Source organism: Pseudomonas sediminis (assembly GCF_002741105.1).
GTDB lineage: Bacteria > Pseudomonadota > Gammaproteobacteria > Pseudomonadales > Pseudomonadaceae > Aquipseudomonas > Aquipseudomonas sediminis.
Map to the genome: position 1 here is coordinate 1 of NZ_NIQU01000011.1, position 18,438 is coordinate 18,438.

21 protein-coding genes are annotated in these 18,438 nt (G+C 62.5%); 6 read left to right on the forward strand and 15 right to left on the reverse strand.

All coding sequences use genetic code 11. The annotated features are described in order from the left end of the window. Positions 1 to 201: DUF2790 domain-containing protein (locus CDO35_RS20895; RefSeq protein ID WP_099526524.1), on the forward strand; the 201-nt coding region annotated here is incomplete at its 5' end. 85 nt (positions 202 to 286) lie between these two features. Here CDO35_RS20895 and xerD read toward each other — a convergent pair. From xerD to ffh, 7 genes are all read right to left on the reverse strand, one after another. Next, a complete protein-coding gene (gene xerD, locus CDO35_RS20900; RefSeq protein ID WP_099526525.1) occupies positions 287 to 1,183 on the reverse strand; it encodes a site-specific tyrosine recombinase XerD in 897 nt (298 codons plus the stop codon). A 106-nt stretch (positions 1,184 to 1,289) separates the two neighbouring features. After that, on the reverse strand, positions 1,290 to 1,703 hold the full coding sequence (locus CDO35_RS20905; protein ID WP_092377099.1) for an acyl-CoA thioesterase: 414 nt from the start codon (positions 1,701 to 1,703) through the stop codon (positions 1,290 to 1,292). An 81-nt stretch (positions 1,704 to 1,784) separates the two neighbouring features. Continuing rightward, the gene (gene rplS / locus CDO35_RS20910; RefSeq protein ID WP_045734872.1) at positions 1,785 to 2,135 is read right to left on the reverse strand and encodes a 50S ribosomal protein L19; all 351 of its coding nucleotides are present in this window, start codon (positions 2,133 to 2,135) and stop codon (positions 1,785 to 1,787) included. A gap of 42 nt (positions 2,136 to 2,177) precedes the next feature. Further along, positions 2,178 to 2,921, reverse strand: a complete 744-nt coding sequence (gene trmD / locus CDO35_RS20915) for a tRNA (guanosine(37)-N1)-methyltransferase TrmD (RefSeq protein ID WP_092377102.1) — start codon at positions 2,919 to 2,921, stop codon at positions 2,178 to 2,180. A 5-nt stretch (positions 2,922 to 2,926) separates the two neighbouring features. Beyond that, entirely contained in the window at positions 2,927 to 3,463 is a 537-nt protein-coding gene (rimM, locus tag CDO35_RS20920) for a ribosome maturation factor RimM (RefSeq protein WP_099526526.1), read from the reverse strand. Between the two features lie 8 nt (positions 3,464 to 3,471). Further along, entirely contained in the window at positions 3,472 to 3,723 is a 252-nt protein-coding gene (gene rpsP, locus CDO35_RS20925; protein ID WP_003246162.1) for a 30S ribosomal protein S16, read from the reverse strand. A 141-nt stretch (positions 3,724 to 3,864) separates the two neighbouring features. Then, complete coding sequence (gene ffh, locus CDO35_RS20930) at positions 3,865 to 5,244, reverse strand: signal recognition particle protein (RefSeq protein ID WP_099526527.1); 1,380 nt, start codon at positions 5,242 to 5,244, stop codon at positions 3,865 to 3,867. 157 nt (positions 5,245 to 5,401) lie between these two features. Here ffh and CDO35_RS20935 point away from each other — a divergent pair, with 157 nt between their 5' ends. Beyond that, positions 5,402 to 6,202, forward strand: a complete 801-nt coding sequence (locus CDO35_RS20935; RefSeq protein ID WP_061241176.1) for a cytochrome C assembly family protein — start codon at positions 5,402 to 5,404, stop codon at positions 6,200 to 6,202. Positions 6,203 to 6,212: 10 nt separating this feature from the next. Next, positions 6,213 to 7,499 carry an HlyC/CorC family transporter gene (locus CDO35_RS20940; protein WP_099526528.1) on the forward strand — a complete coding sequence of 429 codons (1,287 nt, stop codon included), beginning with the start codon at positions 6,213 to 6,215 and terminating at the stop codon, positions 7,497 to 7,499. On the opposite strand, the gene CDO35_RS20945 is transcribed toward CDO35_RS20940, so the two are convergent. Genes CDO35_RS20945 through CDO35_RS20965 form a run of 5 tightly spaced genes read right to left on the reverse strand, consistent with a single transcriptional unit; the run spans position 7,471 to position 10,752 of the window. Beyond that, on the reverse strand, positions 7,471 to 8,205 hold the full coding sequence (locus CDO35_RS20945) for an SGNH/GDSL hydrolase family protein (protein ID WP_099526529.1): 735 nt from the start codon (positions 8,203 to 8,205) through the stop codon (positions 7,471 to 7,473). The genes CDO35_RS20940 and CDO35_RS20945 overlap by 29 nt on opposite strands. Then, positions 8,202 to 9,383, reverse strand: coding sequence for a formate-dependent phosphoribosylglycinamide formyltransferase (purT, locus tag CDO35_RS20950; RefSeq protein ID WP_099526530.1), 1,182 nt, complete (start codon positions 9,381 to 9,383; stop codon positions 8,202 to 8,204). Before purT ends, CDO35_RS20945 begins: the two co-directional genes overlap by 4 nt. Before the next feature lie 21 nt (positions 9,384 to 9,404). Then, positions 9,405 to 9,611 (reverse strand): DUF1289 domain-containing protein, encoded by a 207-nt coding sequence (locus CDO35_RS20955; protein ID WP_099526531.1) that lies wholly within the window; start codon positions 9,609 to 9,611, stop codon positions 9,405 to 9,407. Beyond that, entirely contained in the window at positions 9,598 to 10,125 is a 528-nt protein-coding gene (locus CDO35_RS20960) for a gamma carbonic anhydrase family protein (RefSeq protein ID WP_003462726.1), read from the reverse strand. The genes CDO35_RS20955 and CDO35_RS20960 overlap by 14 nt, the downstream gene beginning before the upstream one ends. A 21-nt stretch (positions 10,126 to 10,146) precedes the next feature. Beyond that, positions 10,147 to 10,752, reverse strand: coding sequence for a CoA pyrophosphatase (locus CDO35_RS20965; RefSeq protein WP_099526532.1), 606 nt, complete (start codon positions 10,750 to 10,752; stop codon positions 10,147 to 10,149). A 149-nt stretch (positions 10,753 to 10,901) separates the two neighbouring features. Between CDO35_RS20965 and CDO35_RS20970 the strand changes: the two genes are divergently transcribed. Beyond that, a complete protein-coding gene (locus CDO35_RS20970; RefSeq protein WP_099526533.1) occupies positions 10,902 to 11,456 on the forward strand; it encodes an NUDIX hydrolase in 555 nt (184 codons plus the stop codon). 18 nt (positions 11,457 to 11,474) lie between these two features. Then, a complete protein-coding gene (locus CDO35_RS20975) occupies positions 11,475 to 11,978 on the forward strand; it encodes a L,D-transpeptidase family protein (protein WP_099526534.1) in 504 nt (167 codons plus the stop codon). A gap of 45 nt (positions 11,979 to 12,023) precedes the next feature. Here CDO35_RS20975 and CDO35_RS20980 read toward each other — a convergent pair whose 3' ends face one another. From CDO35_RS20980 to purL, 3 genes are all read right to left on the reverse strand, one after another. Then, positions 12,024 to 12,341 carry a YqfO family protein gene (locus CDO35_RS20980; RefSeq protein WP_099526535.1) on the reverse strand — a complete coding sequence of 106 codons (318 nt, stop codon included), beginning with the start codon at positions 12,339 to 12,341 and terminating at the stop codon, positions 12,024 to 12,026. 156 nt (positions 12,342 to 12,497) lie between these two features. After that, complete coding sequence (locus CDO35_RS23355) at positions 12,498 to 12,833, reverse strand: CDGSH iron-sulfur domain-containing protein (protein WP_099526536.1); 336 nt, start codon at positions 12,831 to 12,833, stop codon at positions 12,498 to 12,500. 73 nt (positions 12,834 to 12,906) lie between these two features. Continuing rightward, positions 12,907 to 16,803: a phosphoribosylformylglycinamidine synthase gene (gene purL, locus CDO35_RS20990; protein ID WP_099526537.1), complete on the reverse strand. Its 3,897-nt coding sequence runs from the start codon at positions 16,801 to 16,803 to the stop codon at positions 12,907 to 12,909. A 167-nt stretch (positions 16,804 to 16,970) separates the two neighbouring features. On the opposite strand from purL, the gene mltF reads away from it, so the two are divergent. Then, a complete protein-coding gene (gene mltF / locus CDO35_RS20995) occupies positions 16,971 to 18,437 on the forward strand; it encodes a membrane-bound lytic murein transglycosylase MltF (RefSeq protein WP_099526538.1) in 1,467 nt (488 codons plus the stop codon). Position 18,438: the final 1 nt, after the last annotated feature.

An 18,438-nucleotide genomic window follows, 5' to 3' on the forward strand; every position in this document is an offset into this window, starting at 1 on the left:
ACCACCCTCGCCCACAGCGCCGAGGCCACGCCCTACCGCTACGGCCAGAACCTGGATATCGCCAAGGTGATTTCCATCGACGTGCCTAACAGCTCGCTGTGCGAAGTGGTCACGGCAACGATGACCTACCGCAACAGCGCGGGTGACGTAGAAGTGCTCGACTACGAACAGCTCTCCAGCGCCTGCACCAGTCAGAGCTGATGATCACGACCTGCTCGCCAGGCGAGACAACTGAAAAAACAAACCCCGCCACCGGCAACGGTGACGGGGTCTCTTTCATGAATACTCAACCGCGCGGATGATGCTGCGCATGCAACTCCTGCAGGCGGGCACGCGCGATATGGGTATAGATCTGCGTGGTAGACAGGTCGCTATGCCCCAGCAGCATTTGCACCACACGCAGGTCAGCACCGTGATTGAGCAAATGCGTGGCGAAAGCGTGGCGCAGCGTGTGCGGTGACAACGCCTTGCTGATACCCGCAACCTGCGCCTGGTGCTTGATGCGGTGCCAGAAGGTCTGCCGGGTCATCTGCTCGCCGCGCAGACTGGGAAACAGCACATCGCTGGGTTTACCACTCAACAACAGCGGGCGTGCTTCGCGCATGTAGCGCTCGATCCAGGCGATGGCCTCTTCACCCAGCGGCACCAGGCGCTCCTTGCTGCCCTTACCGAACACCCGCAATACCCCCTGGCGCAGATTGACCTGCTCCCGCGTCAGGCCAATCAGCTCACTGACACGCAAACCGCAGGCATAGAGCACTTCGAGCATGGCGCGATCGCGAAGACCGATGGGGTCATCCAGGTCCGGCGCCTGCAACAGCGCCTCGACATCCGCTTCGGACAATGACTTGGGCAGCGGCCGGCCGATCTGCGGCAACTCGATCTGCAGCGTCGGGTCTTCACTGATCAGCGTTTCACGCAGCAAAAAACGGTAGAAGCCGCGCACACCGGAGAGAAAGCGCGCCGTGGAGCGCGCCTGATAGCCCTGCTCGAGACGCCAGGCCAGGTGATCGAGAATGGCGTCGCGACCGATATGCTGCAGCGCCAGGCCACGCCCATCGAGCCAGCCATTGAAGTGCTCCAGATCACTGCGATAGGCGGCCTGAGTATGGGCGGAAAGCCCTTTTTCCAACCATAACGCTTCGAGAAAGCGCTCGATCAGAGGGTGAGTCAGCGCAGGCATCGATTGACCTTCAATTACAGGGCAGGCAAGTGTTCCACAGCCAACACCCGACGCACCAGCAGACCAGGCTGACGATCAGCGGCCCTCGCCCAAGGCCGGCAAAAGGCTAGCTAGAGAATCCCGGCAGTACCGGCACCGGCTTCTGCTGATCATCGACGGCGACGAAGCTGAAACTGCCGCTGATCGCCCGCTCGCGCCCTTCCTGATACAGCCCCTCGACGAACACCTCGACTTCCACCTTGAGGCTGGTATTGCCCACCTTGATCACCCGCCCAACCAACTCGACGATGGAGCCGGCCGGTATCGCGTGTTTGAAATCGATGCGATCGCTGGAAACGGTGACCAACGGCAGACGGCAGAACCGCGTAGCAGCGATGAACGACACTTCGTCCATCCAGGCCAGCGCGGTGCCGCCGAAGAGGGTGTTGTGATGATTGGTGGTCGGCGGAAACACCGCCTTGGTCACGCGGGTTTCCGACAGCGCGATGCGTCGCTGGATCTCTTGCTCTCTCGGGGTCATCTCACTGCCACTCATGATTACTGCAAGCCAGAAACGACAAAAGCAGCCCTTAGGCTGCTTTTGTCAGAGAAGCGTCCGAACTTAGGACAGCTTTTCCTTGATGCGTGCGGCTTTACCGGACAGATCGCGGAGGTAGTACAGCTTGGCTTTGCGCACGTCACCGCGACGCTTAACTGCCAGGCTGTCAACCAGCGGGCTGTAGGTCTGGAAGGTACGCTCAACACCAACACCGCTGGAGATCTTGCGCACGGTGAAGGCGCTGTTCAGGCCGCGGTTACGCTTGGCGATAACGACGCCTTCGAAGGCCTGCAGACGCTGACGGTCGCCTTCCTTTACTTTCACTTGTACGACTACGGTGTCGCCCGGGGCGAAAGTCGGGATTTCTTTGTTCATCTGCTCAGCTTCGAGCATCTGGATAATCTTGTTGGTCATGCTGCGCTCCTAAGACAAGCCTCCCGGCCCATCATCGATACGTTAACTATCGTCCCGCTGGCGGATGTATTCCTCCAGCAGCTTCTTCTCTTCTCCAGAAAGCGAGCGGCTATCCAGAAGATCAGCGCGACGTTCCCAGGTCCGACCAAGGGACTGCTGCAAACGCCAGCGCCGGATGTGTTCGTGGTTGCCACTAAGCAACACTTCGGGAACACGTTTATCCGCATACACCTCCGGGCGGGTGTAGTGCGGGCAGTCGAGCAGGCCATCCGTAAAGGAGTCCTCCTCGGCCGAATCGGCATGACCCAATGCACCAGGCAAAAGGCGCGTCACCGCGTCGATCAGCACCATGGCCGGCAGCTCACCGCCGGACAGGACGTAGTCGCCAATCGACCATTCCTCATCGACATGCGCCTCAATGAAACGCTCGTCGATGCCTTCATAACGACCGGCGATCAGGATCAGTGCATCCTCCTGCGCCAGCTCGCGGACCGCCGCCTGATTCAGGCTACGGCCCTGCGGCGATAGGTAGATCACCTTCGCCGTCTCTCCCGCGGCTTGCTTGGCACTGGCCAAGGCATCCTCGAGAGGCTTGATTTTCATCACCATTCCCGGACCACCGCCGAAAGGGCGGTCATCCACCGTATGGTGACGATCAGTCGTGTAGTCTCGCGGGTTCCAGCAATTGAGCTTTAGCAGCTCCTGCTTGACCGCTCGACTGGTGATGCCGTACTCGCCGATGGCGGCAAACATTTCCGGGAACAGGGTGATGACTTCTACGCGCATGAGCCTTAGAAATCCGCATCCCAGTCGACCCGCATCTCGCCAGCTGCCAGGTCAATCGAAAGCACGCACTGCCCCGTGTAGGGCAACAGACGCTCGCGATCATCCAGACTGCCCGCGCAGGGCTTGACCACCATCACATCGTTGGCACCGGTCTCGAACAAGTGGTCGACCACGCCGAGCAGTTGCTCTGCCTGATCAATGACCTTCAAGCCCTGTAACTGGTACCAGTAGAACTCACCATCTTCCAGCTCTGGCAGCTCGCTGCGCGGCACGCAGATCTCGAAACCGGCGTAGGTACGCGCAACTTCGCGATCATCCAGACCTTTCAACTTGGCTACCAGCACCTTGCCCTGAAGGCGGCCGCTGACCAGTTCCACTTTCTTTACCTCACCGTCACGCTTGAGCGTCCAGTTGCGGTAATCGAGCACGTTATCGATGGGATCGGTAAAGGAGTACACCTTCACTTCACCCTTGACGCCGTGCACCGAAACAATCTTGCCGAGAACGATCAAATCCTCGGCGACGGCCGGCGTCGTACTCATAAAGATGCTTAGGCAGCAGCCTTGGCAGCTTCCTTGAGCAGCTGAGCAACACGCTCAGACGGCTGAGCGCCCTGGCCCAGCCAGTAGGTCGCACGCTCTTGGTCGACGGAAAGACGCACTTCGCCACCGGCAGCGATCGGGTTGAAGAAACCGATACGCTCAACGAAACGACCATCGCGCGCATTGCGGCTGTTGGTCACGGTCAGGTGATAGAAGGGGCGCTTTTTGGAGCCGCCACGAGCAAGACGGATGGTTACCATGTGAACATCGTTCCTATAGTCGGTGCTAACTTGAGGCACACATTAAAAATGGGCCTAGGCCCGAAAGGCCGCATATTTTAAGGATTATGCGGCGGTTTGCAAATCTCTTTTTCCGGACGGCCATCGACCGGCTTACAGGCCTCAGAATTTTGGCATTCCGCCGCCACCCGGAAGCATGCCACCCATGCCGCGCATCATCTTGGCCATACCGCCCTTGGCGGTGAATTTCTTCATCATCTTCTGCATTTGCTTATGCTGCTTGATCAAGCGGCCGATGTCCTGCACCTGGGTACCGGAGCCCAGAGCGATACGGCGCTTGCGCGAGCCACTGATGATGTCCGGGTCGCGGCGCTCAGCAGGCGTCATCGAGTTGATGATCGCTTCCATCTGCTTGAACTGCTTTTCCGCCGCACCTTGAGCATTGCCCATCTGCGACAGATTAACGCCACCAATGGACGGCAGCTTGTCCATCAGGCCGCCGAGGCCGCCCATGTTCTTCATCTGCAGCAGCTGGTCACGGAAGTCTTCGAGATCGAAGCCCTTGCCCTTCTTCAGCTTCTTGGAGAGTTTCTCGGCTTTCTCGCGATCAAGGGTCTGCTCGGCCTGTTCGATCAGGCTGAGCACATCACCCATGCCGAGGATGCGCGAGGCGATACGATCCGGATGGAAGGGCTCGAGTGCGTCGCTCTTCTCGCCCATACCGATGAACTTGATCGGCTTGCCGGTGATATGACGCACGGACAAGGCAGCGCCACCACGGGCGTCACCGTCGACCTTGGTCAGCACCACACCGGTCAGCGGCAGCGCCTCGCCAAAGGCCTTAGCCGTGTTGGCGGCGTCCTGGCCGGTCATGGCATCGACCACGAACAGCGTTTCGACCGGTTTGACCGCCGCATGCAGCGCCTGGATCTCGGCCATCATTTCGCTATCCACGGCCAGACGACCGGCGGTATCGAGGATGACCACGTCGATAAACTTCAGCTTGGCTTCGCGGATCGCTGCGTTGGCGATATCCACCGGCTTCTGGCTGGCATCGGAGGGGAAGAAAGTCACCCCGAGGTCGCCCGCCAGGGTTTCCAACTGCTTGATTGCCGCCGGACGGTAGACGTCGGCCGACACCAGCAGCACAGACTTCTTCTTGCGCTCTTTGAGGAACTTGGCCAGCTTGCCGGCGGTGGTGGTCTTACCCGCCCCCTGCAGACCTGCCATCAGCACCACGGCAGGCGGGGCTGCGTTGAGTGCCAGATCTTCGTTGGCCGCGCCCATCAGCTCTTCCAGCTCGGCGCGGACGATCTTCACGAAAGCCTGTCCCGGGGTCAGGCTCTTGGAGACTTCAGTACCAACGGCGCGATCCTTGACCTTGCCGACGAAGTCCTTGACCACCGGCAGAGCCACGTCGGCCTCGAGCAGGGCCATGCGCACTTCGCGCAGCGTATCCTTGATGTTGTCTTCGGTCAGCTTGGCCTTGCCCGTGACGTTACGCAGCGTCTGGGACAGGCGATCGGTAAGATTTTCGAACATGCGCGTTCCTTTGATAGGTGCGACCCGGCGCGCCGGGTGTGCGACAGGCGGCGGATTATAGCGAAGTCGCCGAGCTGCCGACACCGCCGGCAGTCTTTCGTGCCGACGCCCATCTGTGCCACACTCAGCGCCTTTCGGGCTCGCCTTACACGGATTTATGCACCCTCTGTTGCCCAGTCTCGCCGCCGCCCTCCTCTATGCCGGCGCCGCCGCTTACCAAGGCCTGCGTCTGACGCAGCGCAGCATCCCCGACAAACGCCTGCTGGCGTCGCTAGGCGTGCTCGCCTTGTGCCTGCACGGCATCAGCCTGTTCTACCAGCTGTATGACGTACACGGCCTCAACCTGGACTTCTTCAACGCAGCCAGCCTGATCGCCTGGGCGGTCATCGGCCTGATTCTGCTGGCCTGCTTGCGCATTCCGGTGGAAAACCTGCTGCTATTGCTGTTCCCGCTCGGCACGCTGACCGTGCTGGCGGCCGAATTCATGCCCAGCGGCACCATCAATCCGATCGACGAGCACCCCGGCATCCTCGCCCACATCCTGTTCTCGATCATGGCTTACGGCATGCTCACCATCGCCGTGTTCCAGTCGATCCTGCTGCTGTTGCAGGACCATCAGCTCAAGCACAAGCACCCGTCCGGGCTGATCCGTAACTTTCCACCCCTGCAAACCATGGAGAGCCTGCTGTTCGGCTTTCTCTTCGCGGGCTGGCTACTGCTGTCGCTATCGCTGCTGTCCGGCGCGCTGTACATCGATGATCTGTTCGCCCAGCACCTGGCGCACAAGACCATTCTTTCCTGCTTCGCCTGGGTGGTTTTCGCCGTTCTGCTGTGGGGTCGCCACCAGCTTGGCTGGCGCGGCCACAAGGCCATTCGCTGGACCCTCGCCGGGTTCTGCCTGCTGATGCTGGCCTACTTCGGCAGCAAGCTGGTACGCGAATTCATCCTGCACATCTGAGGCAGACGTCGTGGACGACATACATTCGAGCTACCTGCTCGGCCTGCTGATTTTCCTCATCCTCTGCTCGGCGTTCTTCTCCAGCTCCGAGACCGGCATGCTCAGCCTCAATCGCTATCGGCTCAAGCACCTGGCCAAAGAAGGACACAGCGGCGCCAAGCGCGTCACCCGCCTGCTTGACCGTCCGGATCGCCTGCTCGGCACCATTCTGGTCGGCAACAACGTGGTCAACATCCTCGCCGCCTCCATCGCCACGGTGCTGGCGGTGGACATGTGGGGTGAGGCCGGTATCGCCATCGCCACCGCAGGCCTGACCATCATCGTGCTGATCTTCGGCGAGATCACGCCCAAGACTCTGGCCGCCCTGCGCCCGGAACTGGTGGCTTTCCCTGCCAGTCGCGTGCTCAGCCTGCTGCTGCGCGTGCTCTACCCGGTGGTTTGGCTGACCAGCGTGATCAGCAGTGGCCTGCTGCGTCTGTTCGGCGTCGATCCGTCACAGCGCGCCAGCGACAGTCTGTCTACCGAGGAGCTGCGCAGCGTGGTGCGTGAGTCCGGCTCGGAGTTGCCGATGAATCGCCAGAGCATGCTGCTGGGCATCCTCGATCTGGAACGGGTCACGGTGGATGACATCATGATTCCGCGCAACGAAGTGACCGGCATCGATCTCGACGACGACCTGGAAGTCATCATCGGCCAGTTGCGCAGCACCTCGCATACGCGCCTGCCGGTGTTTCGTGGCGACATCAACCAGGTTGAAGGCGTGGTACACATGCGCCAGATAGCCCGTCTGCTCAGCCACAACCAGCTGACCAAGGACAGCTTGCTGGCAGCCTGCAACGAGCCTTATTTCATCCCGGAAAACACGCCGCTGGCGACCCAGCTGATCAACTTCCAGAAGCAGAAGCGGCGCATCGGCATCGTCGTCGACGAGTATGGCGAGGTGATCGGCATCGTCACCCTGGAAGATATCCTCGAAGAGATCGTCGGCGACTTCAGCAACCAGGACAGCCTGCGCAGCCCCGACATTCATCCGCAAGAAGACGGCACGCTGGTCATCGACGGCGCCGCCTACATTCGCGAAGTGAACAAGACCCTCGGCTGGCATCTGCCCAGCGATGGTCCCAAGACCCTCAATGGCCTGATCACCGAAGCCCTGGAGACCATCCCTGACAGCAGCGTCTGCCTGAAGATCGGCCCCTATCGCCTGGAGATCCTGCAGGCGGCGGACAACCGAGTGAAGAGCGTCCGCGTGTGGCAGGTAAAAAAGGTCAAGCCGGACGCTGCAGCGACGGAGTGAGACGCTCGGCCAGGCCATCGGCCCAGCGCCGGTAGCCCAGTGCCGACGGGTGATAGCCATCCTCAGCCAGGTAATGCGCCTCGAACGGCAGGTCCAGCCGGCAATGCAATGCGCCAAGGCGTTGCGCCAGGCCCTGCAGCTCAGCATCCAACAAGCGAGCCCGCCAGCCCATCAACTGCCGCAGCAACCAGGGCAAGGCGCTGAAATGCTGCAACGGCGGTACGCCGCTGAATGCCACGTGACAGCCCTTCTCGCCCAGCGCAGCGGCCATCCCGGCTAGTGACTGCAGCCAACGCTTGCTCGGTGTGAGGTGGGTGGTGTCATTGACGCCGAACACCAGCAGCGCCAGGTCCGCGGGCTCCGCCAATGCCTGCGGCAACAGGCGTTCATGGGCCTCAGGCGCGGTGATGCCATTTTCGCCACAGGCGCGCCAGCGCACTGGCCGCCCCAGACGCTCAGCCAGGGCGGCGGCCAGGCAACTTGCCAGGGATTGATCGAAGCGGGTGACCCCAACGCCTGCCACGGTCGACTCACCGATCAACAGCAGGCGTAACGGCTCACCCGGCAAATGCGCAGCGGCGACGCCGCTCGGTTCGCCCTGCGCAACCGGCAGGCGCAAGGCCGTGCGCCGGGTGTTCAGGGCTAGAGGCAGCGCCAATGGCAGCAGTGGCACAGTCGCCAGCCACCACAGCGCATGCCGACTCACAGCTGGACGCGAACCGCTTGCGCGCTGCGCAGTGCCTTGGCACGTGCAGCCTCGATGGATTCGTCACGCGCCAGCGCCACGCCCATGCGGCGCTGGCCTTTGACTTCAGGCTTGCCAAACAGGCGCAGCGCCGTGTCTTCCTCGCTCAGCGCAGCGCCAAGGTTGGCGAAACTGGCCTGCTGCGAATTGCCCTCCACCAGAATAACTGCCGACGCCGACGGGCCCATCTGGCGGATTGCCGGAATCGGCAGACCGAGAATGGCGCGGGCATGCAGAGCAAACTCGGACAATTCCTGGGAAATCAGCGTCACCAGGCCGGTGTCGTGCGGGCGCGGCGAAACTTCGCTGAACCACACCTGATCGCCCTTGACGAACAGTTCGACACCGAACAGGCCACGACCACCGAGCGCCTCGGTCACCGCCAGCGCCACGCGCTCGGATTCGGCCAGCGCCTTCGGGCTCATCGGTTGCGGCTGCCAGGATTCCTGATAGTCACCGTTCTCCTGGCGATGGCCAATCGGCGCGCAGAAGCTGGTGCCACCGACATGACGCACGGTAAGCAGGGTGATTTCGTAGTCGAAGTCGATGAAACCCTCGACGATCACCCGCCCCTTGCCGGCACGGCCACCTTCCTGGGCATAGTCCCAGGCGCGCTGCAGGTCGGCGTCGCTTTTCAAGACGCTCTGGCCTTTGCCGGAAGAGCTCATGATCGGCTTGACCACGCAGGGGTAGCCGACGGATTTCACAGCGGCGGTGTAGTCCTCGAAGGTGTCGGAGAAGTGATACGGCGAGGTCGGCAGGCCCAGCTCCTCGGCCGCCAGACGACGAATTCCTTCGCGGTTCATGGTCAGCTGTGCGGCACGCGCGGTCGGCACCACGTTGAAGCCTTCGGTTTCCAGCTCGACCAGCGTGGCAGTGGCGATCGCCTCGATCTCGGGCACGATGTAGTGCGGCTGTTCCTTTTCGATCACTGCACGCAGGGCTGCACCATCGAGCATGTCGATGACGTGGCTGCGGTGCGCCACCTGCATGGCCGGCGCATTGGCATAACGATCGACACCGATGACTTCACAGCCCAGGCGCTGCAGCTCGATCACAACTTCCTTGCCGAGTTCGCCGCAGCCACACAGCAGTACACGGGTCGCAGAAGACGACAGAGGGGTTCCAATACGGGGCATGAGTGTTCCTCGAACAGTGAATCAGGACGGAGTCAGTAAAAGACCGGAAGCGCGGGCGCGCTCCAGGCAGCGTTGCAGTACCTCGCGGCGCTCGGCATTTTCCATGCGGCCCCAGCGGGTGATTTCGGCGGCGGTACGCTGACAGCCGATGCAGATATCCTGCTCATCCAGCGCGCACACATGCACACAGGGTGAGCGCACCGGTTTTTCTACATCACTCGTCGTCATCAGGCACCAGCTCACGGGAATAGCGCTGCGCATTATGAACGTAATGCGCAGCGCTGGCCTCCAGCATCTTCTTCTGCGGCTCGGTGAGCTCGCGCACCACCTTGCCCGGGCTGCCCATGACCAGGCTGCCGTCGGGAATCACCTTGCCTTCGGGAATCAGGCTGTTGGCGCCGATGATGCAGTACTTGCCGATCTTCGCGCCGTTGAGGATCACCGAGTTGATGCCGATCAGGCTGTAATCATCCACGCTGCAGCCATGCATCATCACGTTATGGCCGACGGTGACGCCCTTGCCCAGCGTCAGCGGAAAGCCCATGTCGGTGTGCATGACGCTGCCGTCCTGCACGTTGCTGTTCTCGCCGATATGGATCAGTTCGTTGTCGCCGCGCAACACGGCGCCGAACCAGACACTGGCACCGGCTTCCAGGCGAACCTTGCCGATCAGGTCGGCGCTTGGTGCGACCCAGCTCTCGGGGTGGGCGTCGACACGGGAGCTTCCCAGACGGTATTTCATGCTCGTCAGTCCTCGGCGCTATCAGCGCAGGTGTATGAAGTGTTCGGGGGGCTGGTGCAGAGCGATCTGCGCATCGTCGAAGATCAGGTTGACCAACTCCACCACCATGATCGCGGTCAAGCCCCAGATGCGGTATTCGCCATAGGTGTAGGACGGCACGTACCAGCTCTGCCCGAGGTAGTCGATACGGTGGGTGACTTCGCGCGGGTCGCTGCGGAAGAACTCCAGCGGCACCGAGAATACCGAGGCGATCTCGGCGTCGTTGGCCTTGTACTCGACGTAATCCGGCACCAGGCCGACGTAGGGCGTGACCTGAATGCCGTGGCGCGACACCAGGCCGCTGAGCGGTCCAACGATCTCAACCAGCCCCGGCGGCAAGCCGATCTCCTCCTCGGCCTCACGCAGCGCGGTGTCCACCAGATCGCGGTCTTCCGGGTCGCGCCGGCCACCGGGAAAGGCGACCTCGCCACTGTGGGTCGACAAACCACTGGCGCGCAGGGTCAGCACCAGCTCAGGTTCGTCACTGCGGGTAATCGGGACCAGCACCGCCGCCTCGGGGAAGCTGCGCTCGGTCTCCAGAGGGCGCGGACTGTAACCGCGCACACGATGGAGCAACTCGTCCAGCATGGGCATACTCGGAGTCTTGTTTTGCCAGGCATCATGGCATGAAAGCACGCGGCCGCCCAACCCCGGCGACAGGACAGGCCGGCCGCAACAGCGGGCTTGCCGGCCACCTCTCAGCCGGCCAAGATAGCGCCAGACAAAGAGGAGCGGGCATGAAATTCTGCAGCCAGTGCGGCAACCCGGTCACCCGCATGATCCCCGCGGGCGACAACCGCATGCGCCATGTCTGCGGCCACTGCGCCACCGTGCATTACGAAAACCCGCGTATCGTTGCCGGCTGCCTGCCTGTGTGGGGCGACCAGGTGCTGCTGTGCCGCCGCGCCATCGAGCCGCGCCGCGGCTACTGGACGTTACCGGCCGGCTTCATGGAAAACGGCGAGACCACCGAACAGGCCGCCGCCCGTGAGACCCTCGAAGAAGCCTGCGCCCGCGTACGCGACCTGAGCCTCTATACCCTCTTCGATCTGCCGCACATCAGCCAGGTGTACATGCTGTTTCGCGCCGAACTGGTCGACCTGGATTTTGCCGTCGGCGAGGAAAGCCTGGAGGTGCGATTGTTTGCAGAGAGCGAAATCCCTTGGTCAGAGCTGGCTTTCCCGACCATAGGCCGTACCTTAGAATGCTTCTTCGCCGACCGTCGGCAGAATCTCTTTCCGGTACGCAATGAGCCACTCGAAGCGCTGCGTGCCCACTACACACCCCGTTGACCCTTGCGGACGTTCCCGATGCGCTGGTTGTTGCCCCTGCTTTGCCTGACCCTCAGCTTCAACGTCCTGGCCAGCACCACGCCAGCGACCAGCAGCCGCACCGTGGACAAGGTGCTGGTACTCAAATCCGAGCGCAAACTGCACCTGCAGCAGCGCGGCGAGACCATCAAGTCGTACCGTATTTCCCTGGGCAAACAGCCCAATGGCGCCAAGCAACGCGAAGGCGACCTGCGCACGCCGGAAGGCTTCTACTGGATCGACTGGCGCAAGCCGAGCGACAAGTACCAATTGTCGCTGCACATTTCCTACCCCAACGCTCGCGACCTGGCCAAGGCCAATGACGCCGGGGTGCTGCCGGGTAGCATGATCATGATCCACGGCACGCCGCTGGATGAGGAATACCCGGAGTGGTTCTTCCACACCCTCGACTGGACAGAAGGCTGCATCGCCATGAAGAACGACGACATGCGCGAGGTCTGGAGCCTGGTCAAGGACGGCACGCTGATCGAAATCAGGCCCTGAACCCTGCATTGAAAAAGGCGCCATCGGCGCCTTTTTCATATCGACTCAAAACTGCAGGTCGGACAAGCGCCAGACGTCGAAGGCCGGCGTTTCGTAGGGATGGGTTTTCTTCAACGCCTTGACGGCGTCGTGGATCAGCTCGTCGGCAACGACCATTTCCACTTTCCACTCGGCAACCTGCTCGACGCTGCCGACCTGACCGATGAACGGCTGGCTGCCATCCAGGGCGCGGAACTGACCTTGGCCCAGCACCTGCCAGCAGCAGCTGTCGTAAAGACCAATGCGCCCGCCGCCGGCTGCGAACACCGCCTTTTTTACCGGTTCCAGATGGGTTTCCGGCACGTAGAAACACAGTTTGTACATCAAGTTCTCCGCAGATGGGCAACCGAACAACAGACAAGCCATGACGCCAATATGATGTCATTTCGCCATGGAGTTGTCTTGAGATCGCCCGCACAAATCCACACGCAGCATTAAAACGATTCGCTGCTTTCGACTCAGGCGGCGGGTATGGCGTTCTCAACGAGCGCCGAAAAAGCGCCGCCATCTGTCGGCCAGACCGCTGGCCGGAGGGCTGTGGCTACCATCGCAGTAGGGCAGGCTTGCGGATCGGCTACAGCGACACAACAACAGACGCTGCTCGCGCTCGGGTTGCAGGATCAGGGATTGGGCGCAGTCGGGTGGGCAGTCAGGCATCTCGGGCGAGTGCCCACAGCGGCATAGATGATGAGTTTCGCCGGCTTTGACCAGGCGGACTTCGGGAAGGATGGGCAGAGAATCATCGGCCATGGCTGGGCCTGTGTAGTTCGGATGGAATCCGAGCAGAGGGTTTAGCAACGGCTTCCCGGATTGCATCCGGGCTACCGGGCCCTGCTCCCCTCTCCCGCGAGCGGGAGAGGGTCAGCAGAAGGCCGCTGCGCAGCCGCTTTTAGTCCACCCAGACGCGGGCGTTGCGGAACATGCGCATCCAGCCGCCGTCTTCCTGCCACTCGTCAGGGCGCCAGGAGTTCTGCACGGCACGGAACACCCGCTCCGGGTGCGGCATCATGATGGTCACACGGCCGTCGCGACTGGTCAGGCCGGTGATGCCACGCGGCGAACCGTTGGGGTTGGCCGGGTAGGTCTCGGTGACCTTGCCGTGGTTGTCGACGAAGCGCAGGGCCACGGTGCCGGACAGATCGGCCTCCAGCAGCGCCTCCTCGCTTTCGAACTCGGCGTGGCCTTCACCATGGGCGATGGCGATCGGCATGCGCGAACCAGCCATGCCCTGCAGGAAGATCGACGCCGACTCCTGAATCTGCACCATGGCCACGCGCGCTTCGAACTGCTCGGAGCGGTTGCGCACGAAGTGCGGCCAGAACTCGGTACCCGGGATCAGCTCGTGCAGGTTGCTCATCATCTGGCAGCCGTTGCACACACCAAGGGTGAAACTGTCGCGACGCTCGAAGAAGCCCTGGAAAGCATCGCGAGCACGCGCATTGAACAGCACCGACTTGGCCCAGCCCTCACCAGCGCCGAGTACGTCGCCGTAGGAGAAACCGCCGCAGGCCACCAGGCCCTTGAATTCTTCCAGGCTGACGCGGCCGGCGAGGATATCGCTCATGTGCACGTCGATGGCGGAGAAGCCGGCTCGGTCGAACGCGGCGGCCATTTCCACCTGACCGTTGACGCCCTGCTCGCGCAGGATCGCCACTTGCGGACGCACACCCTTCTTGATGTAGGGCGCAGCAATGTCCTGGTTGACGTCAAAGCCAAGCTTGACCGACAGGCCGGGGTTGTCTTCTTCCAGCAGCAGGTCGAACTCCTGATCAGCGCCCTGGGCGTTGTCACGCAGACGCTGGATGCGATAGCTGGTCTCGGCCCACTGACGCTGCAGCAGGCGACGATCACCGGCGAATACCGGCTCGCCATTGAAGCTGATGCTGACGTCGCTGTTGTTCACGGCCTGACCGATCACGGCCACGCAGTCGTCCAGACCGGCAGCGCTGAACTGCGCCAGCACTTCTGGCGTGGCGTCCTGGCGCACCTGGATCACCGCCCCCAGCTCTTCGTTGAACAGCACGGCCGGCAGCTCGGAGCTGTCGTCAGCCAGCGCGTCGAGATTCAGCGACAGACCGCAATGACCGGCGAAGGCCATTTCCAGCACGGTGGTCAGCAGACCGCCGTCGGAGCGGTCGTGGTACGCCAGCAGGTGACCGTCGGCGTTGAGGCCCTGGATCACGGCGAAGAAGGCCTTGAGGTCTTCGGCGTCGTCGAGGTCCGGCACCTGCTGGCCGATCTGCGAATAGACCTGGGCCAGGATCGAGGCGCCCATGCGGTTCTGACCGCGACCGAGGTCGATCAGAATCAGATCGGTCTCACCCTTGTCCATGCGCAGTTGCGGAGTCAGGGTCTGGCGGATGTCCTGCACTGGAGCGAAACCGGTGATCACCAGCGACAGCGGCGAGGTCACGCTCTTATCGACGCCCTCGTCCTGCCAGCGGGTTTTCATGGACATGGAGTCCTTGCCCACCGGAATGGTGATGCCCAGTGCCGGGCACAGTTCCATACCGACAGCCTTGACGGTGTCGTACAGGCGGGCGTCTTCGCCTGGGTGGCCGGCAGCGGCCATCCAGTTGGCCGACAGTTTGATGTCGGACATTTTCTCGATGCGTGCCGCCGCCAGGTTGGTAACGGTCTCACCTACCGCCATACGCCCGGAGGCCGGCGCGTCGAGCAGCGCCAGCGGCGTGCGCTCGCCCATGGCCATGGCTTCACCGGTGTAGACGTCGAAGCTGGTGGCGGTCACGGCGCAATCGGCCACCGGTACCTGCCACGGGCCGACCATCTGATCACGCGCCACCAGACCGGTAATGGTGCGGTCGCCGATGGTGATCAAAAAGCTCTTGCTGGCCACGGCCGGGTGATGCAGCACGCGACCCAGCGCTTCTTCGATATTCACGCTGGCAGCGCTGAAGTCATCGCCCTGCTCGGCTTCGCGGCTGACGCTGCGGTGCATGCGCGGCGGCTTGCCCAGCAGCACTTCCAGCGGCATGTCCACCGGGGTGTTGCTGAAGTGGCTGTCGGTCACGGTCAGGTGCGGCTCGGCGGTGGCCTCGCCGACCACGGCGAACGGGCAGCGCTCGCGCTCGCAGATAGCCTGGAAACGCTCGAAGTCGGCAGCGTCCACGCTCAGCACGTAACGCTCTTGCGACTCATTGCACCAGATTTCGTGCGGGGCCATGCCCGGCTCGTCGTTAGGCACGTTGCGCAGCTCGAAGCGGCCGCCACGACCACCGTCGTTGATCAGCTCCGGCAGAGCGTTGGAGATACCACCAGCGCCAACGTCGTGGATGAACTTGATCGGGTTGGCCTCGCCCAGTTGCCAGCAGCGGTCGATGACCTCCTGGCAGCGGCGTTCCATTTCCGGGTTCTCGCGCTGCACCGAGGCGAAGTCCAGGTCCGCCGAGCTGGCACCGGTAGCCATCGACGAAGCGGCACCGCCGCCGAGGCCGATGAGCATGGCCGGGCCGCCGAGCACGATCAGCTTGGCGCCGACGGAAATCTCGCCCTTCTGTACGTGGTTCTCGCGGATGTTGCCCAGACCGCCAGCGAGCATGATCGGCTTGTGGTAGCCACGTACTTCCTCACCGCGCGGGCTGCTGACAGCCTGTTCGAAGGTGCGGAAGTAGCCGTTGAGCGCCGGGCGACCGAACTCGTTGTTGAACGCGGCGCCGCCCAGCGGGCCTTCGATCATGATGTCCAGCGCGCTGACGATGCGCTCGGGCTTGCCGTAGGGCTTTTCCCAGGGCTGGAGGAAATCGGGGATGTTCAGGTTGGAGACCGAGAAACCGGTCAGGCCGGCCTTGGGCTTGGCGCCACGACCGGTCGCGCCTTCGTCGCGAATCTCACCGCCGGAGCCGGTGGAGGCGCCGGGGAACGGGGCGATGGCGGTCGGGTGGTTGTGCGTTTCCACCTTCATCAGAATGTGCACCGGCTCCTGCACCGCACCGTACTGGCGGGTCTCAGGATTGGGGAAGAAACGCCCGGCGGTGTGGCCGACGATGACCGAGGCGTTGTCCTTGTAGGCGGACAGCACGCCTTCGTTGTGCATCTGGTAGGTGTTCTTGATCATGCCGAACAGCGACTTGTCCTGGCTCTCGCCGTCGATGTCCCAGCTGGCATTGAAGATCTTGTGGCGGCAATGCTCGGAGTTGGCCTGGGCGAACATCATCAGTTCGATGTCGTGCGGGTTGCGCCCCAGGTCATTGAAGCTCTTCACCAGGTAGTCGATTTCGTCCTCAGCCAGGGCCAGGCCCAGATCCTGGTTGGCCTGCTCCAGCGCGGCGCGGCCACCGCCGAGTACGTCCACGGCGGTCAGCGGCTTGGGCTGGGCATGACTGAACAGCGCGCTGGCGTCTTCCAGCGCACCCAGCACCAGCTGGGTCATGCGGTCGTGCAACAGCGCGGCGACACCAGCACTGTCGGCCTCGCTCAGCTCGCCGCTGACGTAATAGGCGATACCACGCTCCAGACGCTGGACCTTGGCCAGGCCGCAGTTACGGGCGATATCGCTGGCCTTGCTCGACCAGGGCGAAATGGTGCCGAAACGCGGAATGGTCAGGAACAGTTTGCCGCTGGGCTCCTGCACCGGCACGCTCGGGCCGTACTTGAGCAGCCGGGCCAGCACTTGTTCCTCATCGGCGTTGAGCACGCCGGTGACGTCGGCGAAATGCGCGAACTCGGCGTACAGCCCGGTCACGGCCGGCACCTTGCTGGTCAGTTGCTCAAGCAATTTGCCATGGCGGAAAGCGGAAAGGGCGGGAGCGCCGCGCAGAATCAACATCGTCGGAACAGCCTCTGGGAAGGGGTGTGCTGGAGGCCGGGCATTCTACCCTAAAGCGTTGGCCTGCGGCACCTGTAGCCAGGCGCTTAAAGGACGAACGCGCACTAGCAGAGAAGCGAAGCGCTGTCGATATATGGCGCCGCCTGCGCTTTGCGTATACTGCGCCGATGTTTGCACGACCTGCGATACGCATGCGTTGCGCCAAAGGGCTGTTGGCGATTGGAACCCTCCTGATGCTTGCTGGCTGCGGCGAAGAACCCAAGCCCAGCGTACTTGAGCAGGCAAAGGCGGAGGGTGAGCTGCGCGTGGTCACTCGTAACAGCCCCGCTACCTACTTCCAGGATCGCAACGGCGCCACCGGTTTCGAATATGAGCTGGCCAAGCGCTTCGCCACCGACCTCGGCCTCGAACTGAAGATCGAAACCGCCGACAACCTCGACAGCCTGTTCGCCAGCCTGGACCGCGCCAACGGACCGGTCATGGCTGCCGCCGGCCTGGTGGACACACCGCAGCGCCAGCGTCAGGCACGCTTCTCCATCCCTTATCTGGAAGTCACGCCGCAGGTCATCTATCGCCAGGGCGAGAGTCGCCCGACCAAACCCGAAGACCTGGTCGGCAAACGCATTCTGGTGCTGGCCGGCAGCAGTCACGCCGAACAGCTGGCGGCCCTCAAGCTGGAACAGCCGGAGCTGGAGTTCGAGGTATCCGACGCAGTGGAGGTGGTTGACCTGCTGCGTATGGTCGATGAGGGCCAGATCGATCTGACCCTGGTGGACTCCAACGAACTGGCGATGAACCAGGTGTACTTCCCCAACGTGCGCGTTGCCTTCGACCTCGGCGACACCAACACCATGCGCTGGGCAGTGGCGGCCGGCGACGATGACAGTCTGTTGCTGGAGATCGATGCCTTCCTCAAGCGTTCCGAAGCCAACGGCACCCTGCAGCGCCTGAAGGAACGTTACTACGGTCACGTCGACGTGCTCGGCTATGTCGGTGCCTACACCTTCGCCCAGCACCTGCAGAAACGCTTGCCGCGTTACGAGAAGATGTTCCGCCAGGCCGCCCACAGCCATCAGATCGACTGGCGCCTGCTGGCGGCCATGGGCTACCAGGAGTCGCTGTGGCAGCCCAATGCCACGTCCAAGACCGGCGTACGCGGCCTGATGATGCTCACTCAGCGCACTGCCCAGTCGGTCGGCGTGTCCAACCGCCTCGACCCCAAACAGAGCATCGACGGCGGTGCCCGTTATTTCATTCAGGTGCACCAGCAACTGCCGGAAGGCATCGTCGAGCCGGATCGCACTTGGTTCGCACTGGCCGCCTATAACGTTGGCGGCGGTCACCTGGAAGATGCACGCAAGCTGACCGAAGCCGAAGGCCTGGACCCGAACAAGTGGGCCGATGTGCAGAAGATCCTGCCGCGCCTGGCGCAGAAGCAGTGGTACAGCAAGACCCGCTACGGCTACGCCCGTGGTGGTGAGCCGGTGCACTTCGTACGTAACATCCGCCGCTACTACGACATCCTCACCTGGGTGACCCAGCCGCAACTGGAAGGTACGCAAGTTGCCGAGAGCGGCCTCCATGTGCCAGGCATCGACAAACGCAAGCCCGAAGAAGAAACCCCGCCGCTCTAAG

Bases quoted from the DNA above. Each gene is read 5' to 3' on its own strand.
- xerD (WP_099526525.1), bottom strand. From the start codon at position 1,183: ATGCCTGCGCTGACTCACCCTCTGATCGAGCGCTTTCTCGAAGCGTTA.
- CDO35_RS20905 (WP_092377099.1), bottom strand. From the start codon at position 1,703: ATGACCCCGAGAGAGCAAGAGATCCAGCGACGCATCGCGCTGTCGGAA.
- rplS (WP_045734872.1), bottom strand. From the start codon at position 2,135: ATGACCAACAAGATTATCCAGATGCTCGAAGCTGAGCAGATGAACAAA.
- trmD (WP_092377102.1), bottom strand. From the start codon at position 2,921: ATGCGCGTAGAAGTCATCACCCTGTTCCCGGAAATGTTTGCCGCCATC.
- rimM (WP_099526526.1), bottom strand. From the start codon at position 3,463: ATGAGTACGACGCCGGCCGTCGCCGAGGATTTGATCGTTCTCGGCAAG.
- rpsP (WP_003246162.1), bottom strand. From the start codon at position 3,723: ATGGTAACCATCCGTCTTGCTCGTGGCGGCTCCAAAAAGCGCCCCTTC.
- ffh (WP_099526527.1), bottom strand. From the start codon at position 5,244: ATGTTCGAAAATCTTACCGATCGCCTGTCCCAGACGCTGCGTAACGTC.
- CDO35_RS20935 (WP_061241176.1), top strand. From the start codon at position 5,402: ATGCACCCTCTGTTGCCCAGTCTCGCCGCCGCCCTCCTCTATGCCGGC.
- purT (WP_099526530.1), bottom strand. From the start codon at position 9,383: ATGCCCCGTATTGGAACCCCTCTGTCGTCTTCTGCGACCCGTGTACTG.
- CDO35_RS20955 (WP_099526531.1), bottom strand. From the start codon at position 9,611: ATGACGACGAGTGATGTAGAAAAACCGGTGCGCTCACCCTGTGTGCAT.
- CDO35_RS20960 (WP_003462726.1), bottom strand. From the start codon at position 10,125: ATGAAATACCGTCTGGGAAGCTCCCGTGTCGACGCCCACCCCGAGAGC.
- CDO35_RS20965 (WP_099526532.1), bottom strand. From the start codon at position 10,752: ATGCTGGACGAGTTGCTCCATCGTGTGCGCGGTTACAGTCCGCGCCCT.
- CDO35_RS20970 (WP_099526533.1), top strand. From the start codon at position 10,902: ATGAAATTCTGCAGCCAGTGCGGCAACCCGGTCACCCGCATGATCCCC.
- CDO35_RS20975 (WP_099526534.1), top strand. From the start codon at position 11,475: ATGCGCTGGTTGTTGCCCCTGCTTTGCCTGACCCTCAGCTTCAACGTC.
- CDO35_RS20980 (WP_099526535.1), bottom strand. From the start codon at position 12,341: ATGTACAAACTGTGTTTCTACGTGCCGGAAACCCATCTGGAACCGGTA.
- CDO35_RS23355 (WP_099526536.1), bottom strand. From the start codon at position 12,833: ATGCAATCCGGGAAGCCGTTGCTAAACCCTCTGCTCGGATTCCATCCG.
- purL (WP_099526537.1), bottom strand. From the start codon at position 16,803: ATGTTGATTCTGCGCGGCGCTCCCGCCCTTTCCGCTTTCCGCCATGGC.
- mltF (WP_099526538.1), top strand. From the start codon at position 16,971: ATGTTTGCACGACCTGCGATACGCATGCGTTGCGCCAAAGGGCTGTTG.